The sequence below is a fragment of the Rahnella sp. CG8 genome, assembly GCF_023701875.1.
In the GTDB taxonomy this organism is placed as follows: Bacteria; Pseudomonadota; Gammaproteobacteria; order Enterobacterales; family Enterobacteriaceae; genus Rahnella; species Rahnella aceris.
Genome location: NZ_JABAED010000048.1, coordinates 1 through 19,607 on the forward strand (window position 1 = coordinate 1; position 19,607 = coordinate 19,607).

The window sequence follows — 19,607 nt, forward strand, 5'->3', positions numbered from 1 at the left end:
AAGGGTCCATGATGAGCATGAACCCTTTTTACACGAGCCACCGGATCGGTCAACTGATCCTTAAACGATCGGCATTAACTCCGGAGGTCGCCTTTTTTATGCCACGCCTGGCGGAAGCCGCTTATAATTCGTTTAGGTTCTGTTGATGTTCGGCACACCTGCGTTGACCTGAGGTTGATTAAAATGTTTCTGAATCATTTACAATCGCACTCAGAATGTTTAATCCATTTTTCGCGCTGTCAGGATAAGGAATCACCATGCGAATTTTAGTCATTGAAGATAACGCACTGTTACGTCATCACCTCTCAGTACAGTTGCGGGAAATGGGCCATCAGGTCGATGCGGCAGAAGACGCCAAAGAAGCAGACTATTTTCTGCATGAGCATGCGCCTGATATCGCCATTGTTGACCTCGGCTTGCCTGGTGAAGATGGCCTGAGCCTGATCCGCCGCTGGCGAAGTCATCAGAACAATCTGCCGATTCTGGTGCTGACCGCCCGCGAAAGCTGGCAGGATAAAGTCGCAGTGCTGGAAGCCGGTGCGGATGATTACGTCACTAAGCCATTCCATCTGGAAGAAGTGCTGGCGCGCATGCAGGCGCTGATGCGCCGTAACAGCGGTCTCGCCTCACAGGTGATCACGCTGCAACCTTTCCAGATTGATCTGTCACGTCGTGAACTGACCGTCAATGAGCAGCCGATTAAACTGACCGCTTTCGAATACACGATTATCGAGACACTGATCCGCAATGCGGGAAAGGTGGTCAGCAAGGACTCTCTGATGCTTCAGCTCTATCCGGATGCCGAGCTGCGTGAAAGTCACACCGTCGATGTTCTGATGGGCCGTCTGCGCAAAAAACTGCAGGCAGAACACCCGGTTGATGTGATAACGACCGTACGTGGTCAGGGTTACCGTTTCGACATCAGGCCATAATCATCGTCATGTTCAAAGGACGCTTCATGAAAGGACGTCGTACCCGGAACCCCTTCTCCCTTCGCGTCCGCTTTATGATGGCGACCGCTGCGGTGGTACTTACCCTGTCGCTGGCCTACGGGCTGGTGGCCGTGGTGGGTTACATGGTGAGTTTCGACAAAACCGCCTACCGGCTCCTGCGCGGCGAAAGTAACCTCTTCTTCAGCCTTGCACAATGGCGCGACGGCAAGCTGACTATCAACGTTCCGCCTGATCTCGACCTCAACACGCCGACGCTGGTGTTCATTTACGACGCAGACGGAAAACTGTTATGGGCCGAGCGCCGCATCCCTGAGCTCGAAGCGCATATCGATAAAGCGTGGATGAACAAACCCGGCTTCTATGAGCTGGATACCGACACGCAAATCAGCAGTGAAGTCCTGGGTAACAACCCGCAAGCGCAGGATAAGTTGAAGGATTACGACGATACCGACGCCAACGCGATGACCCACTCCATTGCGGTCAATACCTATAATGCGACCTCGCGCCTGCCGGCGCTGAACATTGTGGTGGTCGATACCATTCCGCAGGAATTACAGCGCTCTGACCTTGTCTGGGAGTGGTTCAGCTATGTCTTACTGGCGAACCTGCTGCTGGTGGTGCCTTTGTTATGGCTGGCAGCTTACTGGAGCCTGAGGCCAATCAAAGAACTGATCCATCAGGTCGCCGAACTGGAAACCCACGAGCGGGAATCACTGGATGAAAACCCGCCACGTGAACTGCGCGGTCTGGTGCGTAACCTGAATATTTTGCTGCACGGGGAGCGTGGCCGTTATGATCGTTACCGCACCACGCTGGCTGACCTGACGCACAGCCTGAAAACGCCGCTGGCTGTCTTGCAGTCCACCCTGCGTGCACTGCGCAATGGTAAACAGATGACCATTGAAGATGCCGAGCCGGTGATGCTTGAGCAAATCAGCCGCATCTCACAGCAGATTGGCTATTACCTGCATCGCGCGACATTGCGCTCCGAACAAAACCTGCTGATCCGTGAAGTTCACTCCGTCCCGGCGATCCTCGACGGATTATGTTCGGCGTTGAATAAGGTTTATCAGCGTAAAGGCGTGGTGATCACGGTGGATATTTCACCGGAAATCACCTTTGTGGGCGAAAAAAATGACTTCATGGAAGTGATGGGTAACGTGATAGACAACGCCTGCAAATACTGTCTGGAGTTTGTCGAAATCAGTGCCGTCCATACCGAGAATCAGTTGGTGATCCTGATTGAAGACGATGGCCCGGGTATTCCGGTAAGTAAGCGCGAGGTGATTTTCCAGCGCGGGCAGCGGGCAGATACCTTGCGTCCGGGGCAAGGGCTGGGGTTATCGCTCGCCAACGACATCATTGAACAGTACGACGGCAAAATTATCATTGGTGACAGCCCGCTTGGCGGCGCCAGCATGCGCGTTTGTTTTGGTCTGCAACAAGGCATTGAACTGGAATAACGTTCTCCCCCGATTATTTTGCCAGCAAATTTCGGCGCAATCTTAAGCATAGTGCGAAATTTGCTGGCAATTGCCCAACTCAGCCGCAACACCTTCCGTTATAATCATTTACAGACTCTCCTCTTCCTTATCACCCTCCATTTAATGCAAGGGAAATACTATGGATTACCAACTCGACCTAGACTGGAATGATTTCCTGCAGCGTTACTGGCAAAAGCGTCCTGTGGTGTTAAAACGCGGCTTTAAAAATTTCGTCGATCCGATTTCTCCGGACGAACTGGCTGGTCTGGCGATGGAAAATGAGGTGGACAGCCGTCTGGTGAGCAATCAGGACGGCAAGTGGAATGTCAGCCACGGGCCGTTTGAAAGTTACGATCATCTGGGTGAAACGGGCTGGTCAGTTCTGGTTCAGGCGGTCGACCACTGGCATGAACCCTCTTCCCATCTGATGACGCCATTTCGCCACATTCCTGACTGGCGCATGGACGATTTGATGATTTCCTTCTCGGTGCCCGGCGGTGGTGTTGGCCCGCATCTGGATCAGTACGACGTATTTATTATTCAGGGCACTGGCCGCCGCCGCTGGCGTGTGGGCGAGAAAGTCGCCATGAAACAACATTGCCCGCATCCTGATTTGCTGCAGGTCGAGCCGTTCGAGGCTATTATTGATGAAGAACTGGAACCGGGCGACATCGTCTACATTCCGCCGGGCTTCCCGCACGACGGCTATTCGCTGGAAAACTCCCTCAACTATTCCGTCGGTTTCCGTGCGCCAAACGCCCGTGAGATGGTCAGTGGTTTTGCAGATTTCGTGCTTTCCCGCGAGCTGGGCAGCCACCGTTACAGCGATCCGGAACTGGTTGAACGTGAACATCCGGCCGAAGTGCAACCGGCTGAGCTGGATAAACTGCGCGGCATGATGCTGGATCTGATTGGTAATCCGGCGCATTTCAACAGCTGGTTTGGCGAGTTTATTTCCCAGTCGCGTCATGAGCTGGATCTGGCACCGCCGGAACCGCCTTATCAGCCGGGTGAAATTTATGAACTGCTGGAGTCGGGTGAAACGCTGGAACGTCTGGGCGGTCTTCGCGTGCTGCGCGTGGGTGATACCTGTTATGTCAATGGCGAAGCCATGACCACGGAACATATCGGCGCAGTAGATGCGATTGCCCGCCATAAAACCGTAACCAAAGACATGCTTGGCGATGCGCTGGACGATCCTTCATTCCTTGCGTTGCTGTCTGCGCTGGTAAACAGCGGTTACTGGTACTTTAACGACTGACCGGTGTTGCGCTAATAAAATAAAAGGGACGATGTTTTCAGACATCGCCCCTTTTTTGTCGCCACCCGCACCGTCAGTGCTTCACGGCTTCTTTTGCTGTCAGCTCAGCAATACGCATAATCACTGCAACCGCTTTTTCCATTCCTTCGAGCGTTACGAATTCGTGTTTGCCATGGAAGTTATAACCGCCGGTGAAGATATTCGGGCATGGCAAACCGCGAAACGAAAGCTGTGCGCCATCAGTGCCGCCACGGATGGGCTTCATGATAGGTTCAATATCACAATCTTTCATCGCCTGCTGCGCCAGTGCAATAATGTGCGGGTGCTGAGCCACTTTGTCGCGCATGTTGTAATAGTGATCGTCGAGCGTCACTTCGATATAACAATCACGGTGCAGGCCTTTGCCGACCACGTGTGCGACATCAATAATTTTTTGCTTACGGGCTTCGAACTGCGTTTTGTCGAAATCACGGATGATGTAATGCATTTCCGCACGCTCAACGTTGCCCTTGATGGTCGTCAGATGGTAGAAACCTTCGTAACCTTCTGTATATTCGGGCGTTTCATCTGCAGGCAGCTCGTTGTGAAAACGCGTCGCCAGTGACAGTGCATTCACCATCACCCCTTTGGCACTGCCCGGATGCACATTATTACCGACAATTTTAATCGTGGCCGACGCAGCGTTGAAGTTCTCAAACTCCAGCTCCCCCACTCCGCCACCGTCGACGGTGTAGGCCCACTGCGCGCCGAATGCAGGAATATCAAAACTCTGCGCACCTTTGCCGATTTCCTCGTCTGGCGTGAAGGCGATACGCACCGGTCCGTGCGGAATATTGCTGTTTTTCAGTCGCACCATCGCGGTAATAATTTCTGCGATACCAGATTTATCATCAGACCCGAGCAAGGTTTTGCCGTCGGTGGTGATAATCGTGTGCCCGAGAAGCTGATGTAATACCGGGAACATCACCGGAGATAATATTTCATCGCCATTACCCAGTGCGATATCGCCGCCGCGGTAATTTTCCACAATTTGTGGATTAACGTGTTTAGCCGTGAAATCAGGCGCGGTATCCAGATGGGAAATAAAACCAATCACCGGCACTTTCCAGGCCACATTGCCTGGCAAGGTGGCCATCACGCAGCCTTTATCACTGAGCGTAACCTGAGAAAAACCTAGCTCGGTCAGTTCATTACGCAGGGCCTGCGCCAGCCTGAGTTGTCCGTCGGTGCTGGGCGTGTGTTTAACATTGGGCTTAGATTGAGTATCGAAAGAAACATAATGAAGAAAACGATCAAGCAACTTATTCATTTGGGTATCCTCTGGCGGCTGGGTTTTATTATGCGCAGCATGAAAACCCTGAATATTGCGTCAGGTCATTTTTCACCAAGTTTAACGAGATATGTCTATGGGGCAGGCGCAATTTTTGGCGAGAACAATAAAAAAAAGCCTGGTGATCACCAGGCCTGGTCTTTCTTGGTCAGGAACTTATGGACAAATTCCGGTACGACCTGGCTCGCCAGCCCGTAGTGCTTCATATCGAATTCGCTTTCAACCTGACTCGGTTCAAGATTCAGTTCAACAGCACAGGCGCCGCCGATGCGCGCTTCATGGACAAATCCCGCGGCCGGATAAACGTGGCCAGACGTACCGATAGCGACAAAAAAATCGGCTTTAGCCAGCGCATCGTAAATCTCATCCATGCCAAACGGCATTTCACCGAACCAGACTATGTGCGGACGCAACGGTGCCGGAAACTGACAGCAATGACAGCGGTCATCCACAGTCAGATCGCCCGGCCAGTCCAATACCTGCCCCGATTGCGTACACCGCACTTTTAGCAATTCGCCGTGCATATGAATGACGCGTAAGCTGCCCGCGCGCTCGTGCAGGTTATCGATATTTTGCGTAACCAGCAGGAAGTTCTCACCGAGCGCCTCTTCCAGCGTGGCCAGCGCGTAATGTGCAGCATTCGGTTTGAGATCTTCTGCCTGCAACTGACGGCGGCGCTCATTATAAAAACGCTGTACCAGTTCAGGATCACGGCGATAGCCTTCGGGCGTCGCCACATCCTCAACATAATGTTCTTCCCACAAACCGTCAGCGGCGCGGAAAGTACGAATGCCAGACTCGGCGGAAATCCCTGCGCCGGTCAGCACCACGACAAACGGCTTCTTCAACGACGCAGCCGCCATCGAGTCACGGTGGAAAATATTCGACCGGAACCGCTGATGGCGAATGCGCTTATTTTTGCGAAACCGACACAGACGATGACGTGTGCGCATGAAGTGCTCCTTACTCTCTGTGTCTGATTAAGACTTCATTTAAAAATGGATTACTGACCGCCACTGAGTACGCGGGCAGGATCGATACGGCTCGCACGCCGCGCCGGATACCAGCTTGCCAGCAAACTCAGCACCAGGGCGGTTACCAGCACCCCTGCGACATCCAGCCAGTGAACTTCAGAAGGCAGGAAGTCGATGAAATAAATATCGCCCGACAGGAACTGGTGACCGGTCAGTTTTTGCAATGCATTGACGATGTTAGTCAGCTGGAAGGCCGCAATCACGCCGATCACTACACCTGCAACGCTGCCGACCAGCCCCGCCAGTAAACCGTACCAGATGAAGACTGCGCGGATAAGTCCGTCTTTCGCGCCCAGTGTGCGCAAAATCGCAATATCGCTGCTTTTATCTTTCACCGCCATCACCAGCGTTGAAACGATATTGAAGCAGGCCACACCAATCACCAGCACCATCGCCATATACATGATAGCGCGCACCATTTGGATATCACGGTACATGTAGCCATAAGTTCCGATCCAGCTGCTGATATAAACGTAAGCCTGAGTCACTTCACCGGCGTCGTGCACCAGTTTCTGTGCGGCAAAGACATCGTTCACTTTGATATCAATACCGGTCACGCTGCTGCCCATATCCTGATATTGCTGGGCATCGGCCAGAGGCACCATGCCAAGACTGTGATCAAGTTGTCCGCTGAGCTGCAAAATACCGGCAACCTGCAGGCGAATACGTTTTGGCTGCAACAGCTTCATTTCCGGGTCGCTGTTCGGGATCATCACGGTCACCCAGTCGCCCTGCTTCACGCCCACCGCATCCGCGACACCTTTGCCGAGGATCAGCTGCTGCTGACCGGCTTTAAAATCCTGCCAGGCATTATTCTGCACGAATTTCGGCGCGGCACTGACACGCGGTTCACTCTGAGGATCAACACCTTTCAGCTGGATGGCGCGCAGTTTGGCGCCGTGCTCAATCAGGCCGTTGAACTGGATATAGGGTGCAGCCGCCACAATACCCGGCACTTTTCCCACCCGATCCAGCACGCCCTGCCAGTTGTTGAACGGCTGATTGACCGGCCGGATTTCGCCGTGCGGTACGACCGCCAGTACGCGTTCTTTCAGCTCACGTTCAAAACCATTCATGGCGCTGAGGCCAACGATCAGCACCGCCACACCCAGTGCAATGCCTAACGTTGAAATTACCGAAATCAGCGACACCATGCCGCTGCGACGGCGTCCACGGCTGAACCGCAGGCCAATCAATAATGAAAAAGGAATGCCAGACATTACTTCGCTCCCAGCAACATCGATTCCTGCTGCAACTTGCCGTCACGCATTTCCAGCTGACGCGTCAGACGGTTCGCCAGTTGCAGATCATGCGTCACCACCAGAAACGCCGTGCCCTGGCGCACATTCAGTTCGCCGAGCAATTCGAAAATGCTGTCGGCATTGCGCTGATCGAGATTACCGGTCGGTTCATCGGCCAGCACCAGCGAAGGATTATTCACCAGCGCACGGGCAATTGCCACCCGCTGACGTTCACCACCGGAAAGCTCGGAAGGACGGTGATTGCTGCGATGTTGCAGTCCCACCGCTTCAAGCATCGCCAGCGCGCGTTCCTGCACTTCGGCAGATTTCTTTTTGCCAATCAGCAGCGGCATCGCGACGTTTTCCAGCGCGGTGAAATCCGGCAGCAAATGGTGGAACTGATAGATGAAGCCCAGCTCGCGGTTACGCAATTCAGATTTCGCCGATGAAGACATCGCGTTCAGAGACTGACCTTTGAAAATCACTTCGCCGGACGTCGGGGAATCGAGTCCGCCCAGCAAATGCAGCAAAGTACTTTTGCCGGAACCGGAGGTGCCGACAATCGCCATCATCTCACCCGGCTGCATAGCGAAACTGACGTCACGCAGCACGTCGGTGTGCATTTTACCTTCCTGATAAGTCTTACAGAGGTTTTCACACTGCAATAATAAAGAATTACTCATAACGTAAAGCCTCTGCGGGATGGGTGGCAGCAGCGCGCCAGGAAGGATAAAGCGTAGATAATAAAGCAATAGCCATAGCAACCAGCGCGATGACCACGACCTGAACCGGTTCGATATCGACCGGCAGCGACGCGCCATCGAGCATCAGCCCGATAGCTGGCATAATTGTATTCAGTTGGGTGGCCAGCACCACGCCGAGCACGGCCCCGAGCAACGCGCCGATCACACCGGCACTGGCGCCCTGCACCATGAACAGCGCCATAATCTGGCGACGGCTTAAGCCCTGTGTTTGCAAAATGGCCACTTCGGCTTGCTTCTCCATCACCAGTAAACCCAGTGACGTAATAATGTTAAACGCGGCGACGGCGACGATCAGGCTCAGCAACAGCCCCATCATATTTTTCTCCATGCGCACCGCCTGGAACAATTCGCCGCGGCGTTCACGCCAGTCTTTCCAGCTTGCACCGTCAGGCAGTTTTTGCGTACTCAGACTGTCGACGTCCAGCGGTTTGTCAAGGAACAAACGCCAGCCGGTGACATTGCCTTTCGGATACAGCATCAGACGTGAGGCGTCCTGAATGTTCACCAGCATCTGGTAACCATCCACTTCGCTGTTGGCGGAGAAAGTGCCGATAACGTTGAACAAACGCTGGCTCGGGACACGCCCGACCGGCGTGAACTGGCTGACGCTGGTGACCATCAGACGCAGTTGATCGCCACGGCGCACTTTTAACTGCTGCGCCAGCTGATCGCCAAGAATAACGTTGTATTTACCGGGTTGAAGTTCCTGCTGGGCAACCCCAATTAAGTATTTCGCCAGCGGGTCTTTCTGGTCAGGATCGACACCGAGCATCACGCCCACCGCGACGCTGCCTGGGCTTTGCAGCACGACATCGCCGGTGGTCAGCGGTACAGCGCGGTTAACACTTTTCAGCGCCGACACCTGTTGATGGGTGATTTTCTGAGGGTCGAGGGATCCGCCCGGCGTGGTGATTAACGCCTGAGGCATCAGACCCAGGATGTTACCTTCCAGATCTTTCTCAAAACCGTTCATCACTGACAGCACGGTCACCAGCGCCATCACGCCGAGAGTGATACCAATGGTGGATAACCAGGAGACAAACCGCCCGAAGCGGTCCGAAGCACGCCCGCGCATGTAGCGCAGACCTATAAATAACGCGACAGGTTGATACATAACATCCGTTTTAAGTGCTTGGCCGCAAATAAGTGCGTGGCGCAGACTAAAGTGATCAAGGATAATAAAGGCTAGCACCGCTTTATGGAACCATTAACCCAAAGTAATCGGTTTAACTTTGTGACGCCGTTGACCCTTTTATACAGACAACGGGTTGACCCCGATTACCCCTGCAAAGCAAGATACGGTCTGCTAATTGGCCTCCGACAGCCGCCAAAACGAGAACTCAACACAGCCTATGTCTCAAGATTATCGTTATTCGTTGCCTGAACGCCCGGGCGACAACCGCCTGTTAGGCCAGCTTACAGGCTCCGCCTGCGCGCTGGAATGCGCCCAAATCAGTGAACGCCATACAGGCCCGATCCTGCTGATTGCGCCTGATATGCAAAATGCCCTGCGCCTGCGCGATGAAATTCAACAGTTTACTGACAACAAAGTCCTGAGTATTGCGGACTGGGAAACGCTACCTTACGACAGTTTTTCTCCACATCAGGAAATTATTTCTTCACGCCTTTCCAGTTTGTATCAGCTTCCTACTATGGAACGCGGCATCATTATTCTGCCGGTGAATACGCTGATGCAACGCGTCTGCCCGCACGAATTCCTGCACGGTCACGCGCTGGTGATGAAGAAAGGTCAGCAGCTTTCGCGCGATAAATTGCGTGCACAGCTGGAACAGGCCGGTTATCGCAGCGTAGATCAGGTGATGGAGCACGGCGAGTTTGCCACCCGTGGCGCTCTGCTGGATTTGTATCCGATGGGCAGCGAAGAACCTTATCGCATTGATTTCTTTGATGATGAAATCGACAGCCTGCGCATATTCGATGTGGATACCCAGCGCACGCTGAGTGAAGTGGAACATATCAATCTGCTACCCGCGCACGAATTTCCAACCGATAAAAATGCCATTGAACTGTTCCGCAGCCAATGGCGCGAGAAGTTCGAAGTACGTCGCGATGCCGAACACGTTTATCAGCAGGTCAGTAAAGGGACCTTCCCCGCCGGTATCGAATACTGGCAGCCGTTGTTTTTCAGTCAGCCGCTGACCACGCTGTTCAGCTATCTGCCGGAAAACACGCTGGTGCTGAATACCGGCGATCTCGAAGCCGCCGCTGAGCGCTTCTGGCAGGACGCCTGCCAGCGTTACGAAAGCCGCCGGGTCGATCCGATGCGTCCGCTGCTCGAGCCGGAAAATCTCTGGCTGCGTGTGGAGTCGCTGTTTACCGAGCTGAAAGCCTGGCCACGTGTTCAGCTGCGTACTGATTCGCTGCCGAAGAAAGCCGCCAATACCAATCTGAGTTACGAAAAGCTGCCAGATTTATCCGTTCAGCCGCAGAATAAAGCGCCGATGGATAACCTGCGTCGCTTTAATGAATCCTTTGCCGGCAGCCTGGTATTCTCTGTAGAAAGTGAAGGCCGCCGCGAAACGCTTCAGGATTTGCTGGCACGCATCAAGCTGATGCCGACGCTTATCACCCGGATTGAAGAAGCCGATATCGCCGGTCGTTACATCATGATCGGCGCGTGCGAACGTGGTTTTCTGGATGCGGATAAACAGCTGGCGCTGATTTGTGAAAGCGATCTGCTTGGTGAACGCGTGGCGCGTCGCCGTCAGGACAGCCGACGGTCGATCAACACCGATACACTGATCCGTAATCTCGCCGAACTGCGTCCCGGCCAGCCGGTAGTGCATGTCGAACACGGTGTGGGCCGTTATCTCGGGCTGACAACGCTTGAAACCGGCGGCATCACTGCCGAATACCTGATACTGACCTACGCCGGTGAAGACAAACTGTATGTGCCGGTATCATCGCTGCATCTCATCAGCCGCTATGCCGGTGGCGCGGATGAGAGCGCGCCGCTGCATAAACTCGGCGGTGAAGCCTGGTCAAAAGCGCGGCAGAAAGCGGCCGAGAAAGTGCGCGATGTCGCTGCGGAACTGCTGGATATCTACGCCCAGCGCGAAGCCAAAAGTGGTTTCGCGTTTAAGCACGACAAAGCACAGTATCAGCTGTTCTGTCAGGCTTTCCCGTTTGAAACCACGCCGGATCAGGCACAGGCCATTAACGCGGTACTGACTGACATGACCCAACCGCTGGCGATGGACCGGCTGGTATGTGGCGACGTCGGTTTTGGTAAAACCGAAGTGGCGATGCGCGCAGCCTTCCTCGCCGTTTCCAACAATAAGCAGGTGGCCGTTCTGGTACCGACCACCCTGCTGGCACAACAGCACTTCGATAACTTCCGCGACCGCTTCGCCAGCTGGCCAGTGCGCATCGAAATGATGTCGCGTTTCCGCAGCGCCAAAGAACAAAACGTCGTGCTGGAAGATGCGGTTGAAGGCAAAGTCGATATTATTATCGGCACACACAAACTGCTGCAAACCGATCTACGCTGGAAAGATCTGGGACTGCTGATTGTCGATGAAGAGCACCGTTTCGGCGTACGTCATAAAGAGCGCATCAAGGCGATGCGTGCAGACGTAGATATTCTTACCCTGACCGCAACGCCTATCCCGCGTACGCTGAACATGGCCATGAGCGGCATGCGCGACCTGTCGATTATTGCCACACCGCCTGCACGTCGTATGGCGGTGAAAACCTTTGTGCGCGAGTACGACAGTCTGGTCGTGCGTGAGGCAATCCTGCGTGAAATTCTGCGCGGCGGGCAGGTTTATTATCTCTACAACGATGTCGAGAATATCGAGAAAGCCTCGCAGCGGCTGGCCGAACTCGTGCCGGAAGCGCGCATTGCCATCGGCCACGGTCAGATGCGTGAACGCGACCTCGAGCGTGTGATGAATGATTTCCATCACCAGCGTTTCAACGTGCTGGTGTGTACCACCATTATCGAAACCGGTATCGATATCCCGACGGCGAACACAATCATTATTGAGCGCGCCGACCACTTTGGTCTGGCGCAGTTGCATCAGTTGCGTGGCCGCGTAGGGCGGTCACACCATCAGGCCTATGCGTATCTGCTGACGCCGCCACCGAAAGCCATGTCGGCCGATGCACATAAACGTCTGGAGGCCATTGCCTCGCTGGAAGACCTGGGTGCCGGTTTTGCGCTGGCGACGCACGACCTTGAAATCCGCGGTGCTGGCGAACTGCTCGGCGAAGGCCAGAGCGGCCAGATGACCAGTATCGGTTTCTCGCTGTATATGGAGTTGCTGGAAAACGCCGTCGAAGCGTTGAAAGAAGGCCGCGAGCCATCGCTGGAGGATTTAACCACCAGCCAGACCGAAGTTGAAATGCGCATGCCTGCGCTGCTGCCGGAGGATTTCATTCCTGATGTGAATACGCGCCTGTCGTTGTATAAACGTATCGCCAGTGCGAAAACCGAAGGCGAACTGGATGAACTCCGCGTTGAGCTGATCGACCGTTTTGGCACGCTGCCGGACGGTGCGCGCAATCTGTTGCTGATTGCCGTGCTGCGCCTGAAAGCCAAAGAACTCGGCATCCGGCGGATTGAAGGCAACGAGCGCGGCGGATTCATTGAGTTTGGCGATAAGAACCGTGTGGATCCGGGCTTCCTGATTGGTCTGTTACAGAAACAACCCCAGGTTTACCGGCTGGACGGCCCGACAAAACTGAAGTTTGTGTTAGATCTGACTGATCGCCCGAAACGCCTGAAGTTTGTCGGTGACATGCTGAATGAGTTTACTGAGCATCTGATCTGAATCTGATCTTCATGCGTTAAAAAAAGCCTGAGGTTTTCACCTCAGGCTTTTTATTTTCCACACTTCCCGCTTGGTTATGAACGGGTAAGTTGCAACTGACCGCTTTTATCCAGCGGAATTTGTGTGCCCGGATCGTGGTCCATACGAACTTTCCCTTGCTGATCGCCTATTTTATAGGTCACATCATAACCGAGCGTTTTATCTTCTTTGTCATACACGGTTTTACAGCGCTGCTGTTGCGTGGTGTAGGTGTCGTTTTCCTGCATGCTGCTCTGCACGCGGTTACCCGCATAGCCACCGCCCAACGCACCCGCTACCGTCGCAACATCACGTCCGCGGCCGCCACCAAACTGGTGACCGAGTACGCCACCGGCGACTGCACCGAGCACGGAGCCAGCAATCTGATGTTCATCCTGTACAGGACGTCGGTGAGTGACCGTCACATTCCGACATTCCTGACGCGGGATTTTCGTGGTTTCTTTGATTGGCGTCGCGCTGACAACCTGCGCGTACTCCGGGCCAGATGAAAAAACATTCATGCTTGCAACGCCAGCAATGCCCAACGCCGCAGCCACACCAATACCGACCCCAGCTAACATTGACTTGTTCACAGGACTTCCTCCGCAAATGTTACCACGCAATGACTCCGTTACCGGGGTCCCTCAGCGGACAGCTTCACATCTGAGGTTCGGCGTGCGTGAATCGCCGTCTGTGACCATCTGTTCTTGTAAACTTATTGTTAAGTCTGCACACCTAAACGTAAGCAAACAATAAGACGAAATCTGTAAGTGAGATAAACAACCGGTGCATCCCCCTGTTTCGGAGAATTCTTAGCAGACAACCTCATCGTGGCGGGATCTTATGCTGTTCACAGGGGTATTCATGCAGATAAGAAAAAGCCTGTCAGAAACAGGCTTTAGGCTATGAAACGATTCAGCTGACGTTGAAAAATATCAGCGAACAGGTATCAGTGCAGTTTAAGACGCGGGCGGATCACCCGGTTAATGCCGCCGACCAGCATCATCAGACCGGTTTTGATGTAACCGTGCAATGCAATCTGGTGCATACGGTACAGCGAGATATAAACCAGTCTCGCCAGACGGCCTTCGACCATCATAGAACCGCGCATCAGGTTACCCATCAGGCTGCCGACAGTACTGAAGCGTGAAAGGGAAACCAGTGAACCGTGGTCTTTATAGACGTAAGGTTTCAGGCTTTGCCCCTTACGCTGCGCCATGATGTTGGCAAAACAACGGGAGGCCATCTGATGCGCTGACTGCGCACGCGGTGGCACGAAACCGCCGGATGGCTGCGGACAGGAAGCGCAGTCGCCAATCGCATAGATGTTCGGGTCGCGCGTGGTCTGCAGCGTCGGTTCCACCACAAGCTGATTGATACGGTTGGTTTCCAGACCCGCGATGTCTTTCATGAAATCAGGGGCTTTAATCCCCGCCGCCCAGACCATCAGATCGGCGTCAATGAATTCGCCGGACTTGGTGTTCAGACCGTTCTTATCCGCGCTGGTCACCATGGTTTGCGTCAGAACGCGTACGCCCAGTTTAGTCAGCTCGTTATGCGCCGCAGCAGAAATACGCGGTGGCAGCGCAGGCAGAATACGTTCACCGGCTTCCACCAGCGTGACGTTCAGCGCTTCGCTGTCCAGCCCTTCGAAACCGTAGCTGTGCAGTTGTTTTACCGCATTATGCAGCTCGGCAGACAGCTCGACACCCGTCGCCCCGCCGCCAACAATCGCAATGTTCACTTTCTTCTGCTTGTCTGCACTGGCAGAGAATTTGAGGAACAGGTTCAGCATTTCGTTATGGAAACGGTGCGCCTGATGCGGGTTATCCAGGAAGATGCAGTGGTCTTTGACGCCCGGTGTACCGAAATCGTTAGACGTGCTGCCCAGCGCCATCACCAGGGTGTCGTACGCAATATCCCGTACCGGCACCAGCATTTCGCCGTTCTCGTCACAGATTTCAGCCAGTTTGATGGTCTGATTTTCACGGTCGATATCGGTCAGTGAGCCAATCTGGAAGGTGAAACCGTGGTTGCGGGCATGAGCCAGATAGCTCAGCGCATCCACGCCGTCATCCAGACTGCCGGTCGCCACTTCGTGCAACAGGGGTTTCCATAAATGGCTGTGGTTACGGTCGACCAGAATGATCTCCGCTTTTTTGTTGCGGCCAAGTTTATGGCCCAGGCTGGTCGCCAGTTCCAGACCGCCGGCGCCACCGCCGATAATCACAATTTTCTTCATTGGTGATGTCAAAATGACCCCCTCAAATGTGAACCAATTGTTATATAAGAGTAAAAATATAATCCTTATATAACATAGGGTTGCTTAAGTTAAATCGGTATCTGAGACGGAGGATATCACGCGTGGTGATTTGGTCATACCAAAATTGATATAGGTCAATTTAAATTCATTTGGCTAATTTGACTTAGGAAAATGGCACGCATTTTGACATCTTTAAATCAGCAAGTTAGACGCGGATCTGCCATGAAAACGAATTCTGAAGCGGGAATGACACAAATAAAAAACCACTGCGCAAAGGCAGTGGTTTTAGCGATTTCAGAAACGAAATGTTAAATCAGACGATATTTTTGAACGCTTTAATGCGTTGCAGATGCGTCGAGATATCTTTGAATTTATGGCTCTGATGCTCGTCCCATTCAACCGGATAATAGTGATGCAATTTCTCAGCCGTTTTGCTGCTGTCGAGCACGCCATCTTCACGGGATAAAATCACCAGACAGCGGTCGCGGTTTTTCTCGCGGAAATCGCTGATGCACTTGGTGGCGATATCTTCATACTCTTCCGGGCGGTCGATTTTCCCGGTCATATTATCCTGCGGTGACAAATTCGGATTGAACATCACCTGGCGGATCCCGCACAGGAAGCCGATGCGTTCAGCCCAGAATCCGCCAAGTCCGACGCCGCAAATCAGCGCATTCTTGTCCGTCGTTTCCTGCAGCACTTTATCCACTTCTTTTAGCAGATGTTGCATGTCATGACGCGGGTGCAGCGTGCTGTAACTGATGAAGCGCACGTCCGGATCAATGAACTGTAACTGCAACACTTTCTCGTGATTACCGGGACTGGTTGAATCGAAGCCATGCAAATAGATAATCATCGTTTACCTCATCCTGAATGTGCGTTGAACCCTTCACGTGGTCGGAAAAACGTTACAGGGCAGCCTGTTTATGTTCCTGCCAGCGGGCGTCGAGTGTGGTCAGATCACGGTTTGCCTCTTTCCAGCGTCTCGAATTTTGCAGGTCCTGACGGGCCTGTTTTCCACTATACAGTCCGCGATGATACAACTGTGCAACGCGCTCAGCGTTGACCGGAGACAGGTTATCCAGCACGCTGACAGCGCCCTGCCGGTTGTTACAGGCCAGGATCATGTCGCAACCCGCATCCAGAGAGGCCTGCGCGCGTTCGGGATAAGACCCCATGATTGCCGCACCTTCCATTGAGATATCATCGGAGAAGATCACGCCGTTGAAATTCAGCTCTTTGCGCAAAATTTCCTGCAACCAGTATGGCGAACCGCTGGCCGGACGTGGATCGGCCTGAGTATAAATCACGTGCGCCGGCATCACGGCATCCAGTAATTTACGTTCGTTGAGCTGACGGAAGATAGCCATGTCGTGCTGGCGGATAACTTCCAGCGGGCGATCGTCGTGTGGTGTTTCTTTATGGGAATCCGCGCTGACGGCACCGTGCCCCGGAAAATGCTTACCGGTGGTTTTCATGCCAGCGGAATGCATACCGAGAATATACTGCTCAGCCATTTCAAGCGCTTTCCGGGGTTCTGCATGGAACGAACGTTCGCCGATAGCTGCGCTGATATGTCCGATATCCAGCACTGGCGCGAAGCTGATGTCGATATCCATCACAATCATTTCCGACGCCATCAGCCAGCCGCTTTCCTGGGCCAGACGCCCCGCTTCGTGCGGTTCATTGAGCGCCGCAAAAGATTGCGCGGCAGGCAGACGGGTAAAACTTTCGCGGAAGCGCTGTACGCGCCCGCCTTCCTGATCCACGGCCAGCACCAGCCTGTCGTGCGACGCGGCGCGGATCTGGCGGATCAGTTCATGCAACTGATCGACATCATGATAATTTCGGGTGAATAAAATCAGCCCGCCCACCAGCGGGTGCTGCAAAATTTCACGTTCTTCGGCATCCAGCGCATAGCCAGCGACATCCAGCATTACAGGTCCCAACAAAATGGACGCTCCTTTTCATTTTTTAGACAATTATCACGGGTGCAACGGGCGCACCCATTCAAGATATTTACTCTCGCCGGTCTGCTGCCAGCGCACTTCGAACCACATCAGCATCAGGTAATCAACCCAGGGGATCCAGCGGTTAACCCGCTGCTGCAAAAGAAATATTTCCTGATAGCCGCCAGCATCAACGTATTCGCCGATGAACGCATTTTGCTGCTGCGCGTTCCAGTCGTTGCCACGAATAATCGCCGCCAGCTCCAGCGCAATGTCCGCATTCGCCGCATATTCCCAGTCAATCAGCCGCAGCCCGTCTGGCGTACTAAGCACATTACCGGCGTGAATATCCATATGTACCAGCGCCAGTTTCAGCGGTGACGGCGGATCCTGCGACAACATTTTGCGGTGCAAACGCAGCCAGTGCGGCGTCAGCCTGCGCCGGTCGATATGTTGCCAGTAGCGGGCAAATTGCTGCTGTAAATCCAGCCGGTAGCCTGATAGTGGCAACTGGTGTAACTGCACCAGACACTGGCACAAGGCTTTCTGGCCTGAAACGGCGGCGAGTGCCTGATCTTGCAACGGCGTTCCGCCTATCCAGTCGACTATCAGCCACGGCGGCGAATAAAGTCTGACACAAGGGCCTAATTTGTGCCGCGCGATATGCCGCAAAATCACAGATTCGCGTTGCCGGTCAGCGCCCAAAGCTTGCCGCTCTACAGACTGATGTCGTGCCAGAAACTCACCGGCAGACGAGCTGATTTTCCAGCTTTCGCCGGTCAGCCCGGCAACCGGTAATAAACGAAAACCGGCGGTTTTCACCGCCGGATAATGTTGTTCAATCAGTTGCCGGAGTTCGTGTTGCAGAAGCTCAGCGTTAATTCTGAACTGCACCGCGGCCTGACCAGATGATTTCACCACTCGGTGCGGTAATCAGACGCATCGACATGGTCGGCGCTTTCACATCACCACTCACGGTACTGTAAAGCACGTACTGCGCTTTTACGATGTTTGCCAGGCCGATGGCTTTACTGACCGAAGCCAGACTGTCATCCGGCGATAATCCCAGAGACTGTTTGGCCGAAGCCAGTTGCTCGGCGGGTACCACCTGGAAGGTCGTGTTGTTGGCCAGTGCATTGCGCAATGCATCGGTGGCTTTTGCCATTTGCAGGGAACCGTTGGTGCTGTTTTTCACGCCATCCACCAGCAGAACGCTGCCCGGCTGCACACCACCGGATTTCAGCATTTTCGCAAGCATTGGCTCAACAGTTGCGGTCCAGTCGATATTGGCAAATTTAGGCGGCTGCGGAACTGGCTGGACCTGCGGTTGCTCCGGAACCGGCGGGTTAACCGGTGGCAACGGTTGCTGTGGCTGCTGCGGTTGCTCAGGCTGCTGTGGCTGGTTTTGCTGCTGGTTTGGCAACGTACAACCGCCAAGGATCAATGCGGCAATTGCCACAATGAGGAAATACTTTTTCATCAACCTTCTCCGTGCAAAAAATTAGAGATAAAGGTAAATACGCACACTGTACGCATCAAGATTGCCGTTCAGGGAACTGACGTCCACGCTGCTGTTCGCCGGAACAGTAATGGTCCTGGCCTCGGCGACCGGGAATAAATCCAGCCCCTGTTTATCATACCAATAGTAACGATAATGCAGGGTGACTGAGTGTGGCTGGTTGTTATCCAACATGGTTGTGGCTTTTTTCTGCCCGCCGGAATCAGATACGGATGGCGAACCTGGGATTATGCCTGCCGTCAGAACGGGGGATTCCATTACCACTCTTTGTTGATTATTCAGCGCAATAGTGGGCTTGCTGCTACAACCTATCAACAAAATCACTGGCAATAACGCCATCAAAAAACGCATGTTTACCCTTACTGACGTGACAGCAATGGACCCAGTGCACGGCCACCGACCAGATGCATATGGATGTGATAAACCTCCTGACCAGCATCACGGTTGCAGTTGACGATCAGGCGGTAACCGCTTTCGGCGATGCCTTCCTGTTCGGCAATTTTCGCGGCCACCGTCATCATTCTGCCCAGCGCTGCTTCATGCGTCGCATCGACGTCATTCATTGTCGGGATCAGAACATTCGGGATAATCAAAATATGGCTGGGTGCCTGAGGAGAAATGTCGCGAAACGCAGTGACAAGTTCGTCCTGATAAACCACGTCGGCAGGGATTTCACGGCGAATGATTTTGCTGAAAATTGTCTCTTCGGCCATCTTAACTGTCCTTAACAAAGTAAAAAGCGTTGTACGCAGTATGGGTTAGAATTTCCATTCCTTTCAACCTGATTACGCTTTTTGATGCTTAATTGACGCAGAAAGCGTCAGCCAGCCCTCCGCTGAATCGCAGACATAAAAAAGGAGGCCGAAGCCTAATGCCGGTCACTTAAGGTGACCGGCATTGTTTTTTAAGGGATATTTTGACCTTTTTTCTCTCACTTCCCTCGCATATTCACGCTCACGTCTCGAGGGCAGTTTTAGCATCGCTGCGTTGCTGTA

Annotated in this window: 17 protein-coding genes; 4 read left to right on the top strand and 13 right to left on the bottom strand. The window is 53.5% G+C overall.

The genetic code is table 11. The annotated features are described in order from the left end of the window. Positions 1–257: 257 nt before the first annotated feature. From phoP to HGO41_RS24785, 3 genes are all read left to right on the top strand, one after another. A complete protein-coding gene (phoP, locus tag HGO41_RS24775; RefSeq protein ID WP_013576218.1) occupies positions 258–932 on the top strand; it encodes a two-component system response regulator PhoP in 675 nt (224 codons plus the stop codon). Positions 933–958: 26 nt separating this feature from the next. Next, complete coding sequence (phoQ, locus tag HGO41_RS24780) at positions 959–2,416, top strand: two-component system sensor histidine kinase PhoQ (RefSeq protein WP_013576219.1); 1,458 nt, start codon at positions 959–961, stop codon at positions 2,414–2,416. 160 nt (positions 2,417–2,576) lie between these two features. Next, positions 2,577–3,698 carry a ribosomal protein uL16 3-hydroxylase gene (locus tag HGO41_RS24785; protein ID WP_223510476.1) on the top strand — a complete coding sequence of 374 codons (1,122 nt, stop codon included), beginning with the start codon at positions 2,577–2,579 and terminating at the stop codon, positions 3,696–3,698. Positions 3,699–3,771: 73 nt separating this feature from the next. Here HGO41_RS24785 and pepT read toward each other — a convergent pair whose 3' ends face one another. From pepT to lolC, 5 genes are all read right to left on the bottom strand, one after another. Further along, positions 3,772–5,007 carry a peptidase T gene (gene pepT / locus HGO41_RS24790; RefSeq protein ID WP_153376801.1) on the bottom strand — a complete coding sequence of 412 codons (1,236 nt, stop codon included), beginning with the start codon at positions 5,005–5,007 and terminating at the stop codon, positions 3,772–3,774. A gap of 146 nt (positions 5,008–5,153) precedes the next feature. After that, complete coding sequence (cobB, locus tag HGO41_RS24795; RefSeq protein ID WP_250981603.1) at positions 5,154–5,981, bottom strand: Sir2 family NAD+-dependent deacetylase; 828 nt, start codon at positions 5,979–5,981, stop codon at positions 5,154–5,156. Between the two features lie 50 nt (positions 5,982–6,031). Further along, the gene (gene lolE / locus HGO41_RS24800) at positions 6,032–7,282 is read right to left on the bottom strand and encodes a lipoprotein-releasing ABC transporter permease subunit LolE (protein ID WP_013576225.1); all 1,251 of its coding nucleotides are present in this window, start codon (positions 7,280–7,282) and stop codon (positions 6,032–6,034) included. After that, on the bottom strand, positions 7,282–7,986 hold the full coding sequence (gene lolD / locus HGO41_RS24805; RefSeq protein WP_013576226.1) for a lipoprotein-releasing ABC transporter ATP-binding protein LolD: 705 nt from the start codon (positions 7,984–7,986) through the stop codon (positions 7,282–7,284). The genes lolE and lolD overlap by 1 nt, the downstream gene beginning before the upstream one ends. Beyond that, positions 7,979–9,181, bottom strand: coding sequence for a lipoprotein-releasing ABC transporter permease subunit LolC (lolC, locus tag HGO41_RS24810; protein ID WP_013576227.1), 1,203 nt, complete (start codon positions 9,179–9,181; stop codon positions 7,979–7,981). Before lolC ends, lolD begins: the two co-directional genes overlap by 8 nt. 238 nt (positions 9,182–9,419) lie before the next feature. Between lolC and mfd the strand changes: the two genes are divergently transcribed. Then, positions 9,420–12,863, top strand: coding sequence for a transcription-repair coupling factor (gene mfd / locus HGO41_RS24815; RefSeq protein ID WP_013576228.1), 3,444 nt, complete (start codon positions 9,420–9,422; stop codon positions 12,861–12,863). 74 nt (positions 12,864–12,937) lie between these two features. Here mfd and HGO41_RS24820 read toward each other — a convergent pair whose 3' ends face one another. From HGO41_RS24820 to hinT, 8 genes are all read right to left on the bottom strand, one after another. Continuing rightward, entirely contained in the window at positions 12,938–13,474 is a 537-nt protein-coding gene (locus tag HGO41_RS24820; protein WP_013576229.1) for a glycine zipper 2TM domain-containing protein, read from the bottom strand. A 356-nt stretch (positions 13,475–13,830) separates the two neighbouring features. Further along, positions 13,831–15,135, bottom strand: coding sequence for an NAD(P)/FAD-dependent oxidoreductase (locus HGO41_RS24825; protein WP_013576230.1), 1,305 nt, complete (start codon positions 15,133–15,135; stop codon positions 13,831–13,833). Positions 15,136–15,457: 322 nt separating this feature from the next. After that, complete coding sequence (ycfP, locus tag HGO41_RS24830) at positions 15,458–16,000, bottom strand: alpha/beta hydrolase YcfP (protein WP_013576231.1); 543 nt, start codon at positions 15,998–16,000, stop codon at positions 15,458–15,460. A gap of 52 nt (positions 16,001–16,052) precedes the next feature. Beyond that, entirely contained in the window at positions 16,053–17,081 is a 1,029-nt protein-coding gene (nagZ, locus tag HGO41_RS24835) for a beta-N-acetylhexosaminidase (RefSeq protein WP_013576232.1), read from the bottom strand. 48 nt (positions 17,082–17,129) lie between these two features. Further along, a complete protein-coding gene (locus tag HGO41_RS24840; protein WP_250981604.1) occupies positions 17,130–17,987 on the bottom strand; it encodes a phosphotransferase in 858 nt (285 codons plus the stop codon). Continuing rightward, the gene (gene lpoB / locus HGO41_RS24845; protein ID WP_013576234.1) at positions 17,971–18,573 is read right to left on the bottom strand and encodes a penicillin-binding protein activator LpoB; all 603 of its coding nucleotides are present in this window, start codon (positions 18,571–18,573) and stop codon (positions 17,971–17,973) included. The genes HGO41_RS24840 and lpoB overlap by 17 nt, the downstream gene beginning before the upstream one ends. A 21-nt stretch (positions 18,574–18,594) precedes the next feature. After that, positions 18,595–18,963 carry a YcfL family putative periplasmic lipoprotein gene (locus tag HGO41_RS24850; RefSeq protein WP_250981605.1) on the bottom strand — a complete coding sequence of 123 codons (369 nt, stop codon included), beginning with the start codon at positions 18,961–18,963 and terminating at the stop codon, positions 18,595–18,597. Between the two features lie 8 nt (positions 18,964–18,971). After that, complete coding sequence (hinT, locus tag HGO41_RS24855; protein ID WP_013576236.1) at positions 18,972–19,325, bottom strand: purine nucleoside phosphoramidase; 354 nt, start codon at positions 19,323–19,325, stop codon at positions 18,972–18,974. Between the last annotated feature and the right edge of the window lie 282 nt (positions 19,326–19,607).

What these genes read in the sequence shown, in the direction of transcription:
- phoP (WP_013576218.1), top strand. Translation starts at nt 258, where the DNA reads ATGCGAATTTTAGTCATTGAAGATAACGCACTGTTACGTCATCACCTC.
- phoQ (WP_013576219.1), top strand. Translation starts at nt 959, where the DNA reads ATGAAAGGACGTCGTACCCGGAACCCCTTCTCCCTTCGCGTCCGCTTT.
- HGO41_RS24785 (WP_223510476.1), top strand. Translation starts at nt 2,577, where the DNA reads ATGGATTACCAACTCGACCTAGACTGGAATGATTTCCTGCAGCGTTAC.
- pepT (WP_153376801.1), bottom strand. Translation starts at nt 5,007, where the DNA reads ATGAATAAGTTGCTTGATCGTTTTCTTCATTATGTTTCTTTCGATACT.
- cobB (WP_250981603.1), bottom strand. Translation starts at nt 5,981, where the DNA reads ATGCGCACACGTCATCGTCTGTGTCGGTTTCGCAAAAATAAGCGCATT.
- lolE (WP_013576225.1), bottom strand. Translation starts at nt 7,282, where the DNA reads ATGTCTGGCATTCCTTTTTCATTATTGATTGGCCTGCGGTTCAGCCGT.
- lolD (WP_013576226.1), bottom strand. Translation starts at nt 7,986, where the DNA reads ATGAGTAATTCTTTATTATTGCAGTGTGAAAACCTCTGTAAGACTTAT.
- lolC (WP_013576227.1), bottom strand. Translation starts at nt 9,181, where the DNA reads ATGTATCAACCTGTCGCGTTATTTATAGGTCTGCGCTACATGCGCGGG.
- mfd (WP_013576228.1), top strand. Translation starts at nt 9,420, where the DNA reads ATGTCTCAAGATTATCGTTATTCGTTGCCTGAACGCCCGGGCGACAAC.
- ycfP (WP_013576231.1), bottom strand. Translation starts at nt 16,000, where the DNA reads ATGATTATCTATTTGCATGGCTTCGATTCAACCAGTCCCGGTAATCAC.
- nagZ (WP_013576232.1), bottom strand. Translation starts at nt 17,081, where the DNA reads ATGCTGGATGTCGCTGGCTATGCGCTGGATGCCGAAGAACGTGAAATT.
- lpoB (WP_013576234.1), bottom strand. Translation starts at nt 18,573, where the DNA reads ATGAAAAAGTATTTCCTCATTGTGGCAATTGCCGCATTGATCCTTGGC.
- HGO41_RS24850 (WP_250981605.1), bottom strand. Translation starts at nt 18,963, where the DNA reads ATGCGTTTTTTGATGGCGTTATTGCCAGTGATTTTGTTGATAGGTTGT.
- hinT (WP_013576236.1), bottom strand. Translation starts at nt 19,325, where the DNA reads ATGGCCGAAGAGACAATTTTCAGCAAAATCATTCGCCGTGAAATCCCT.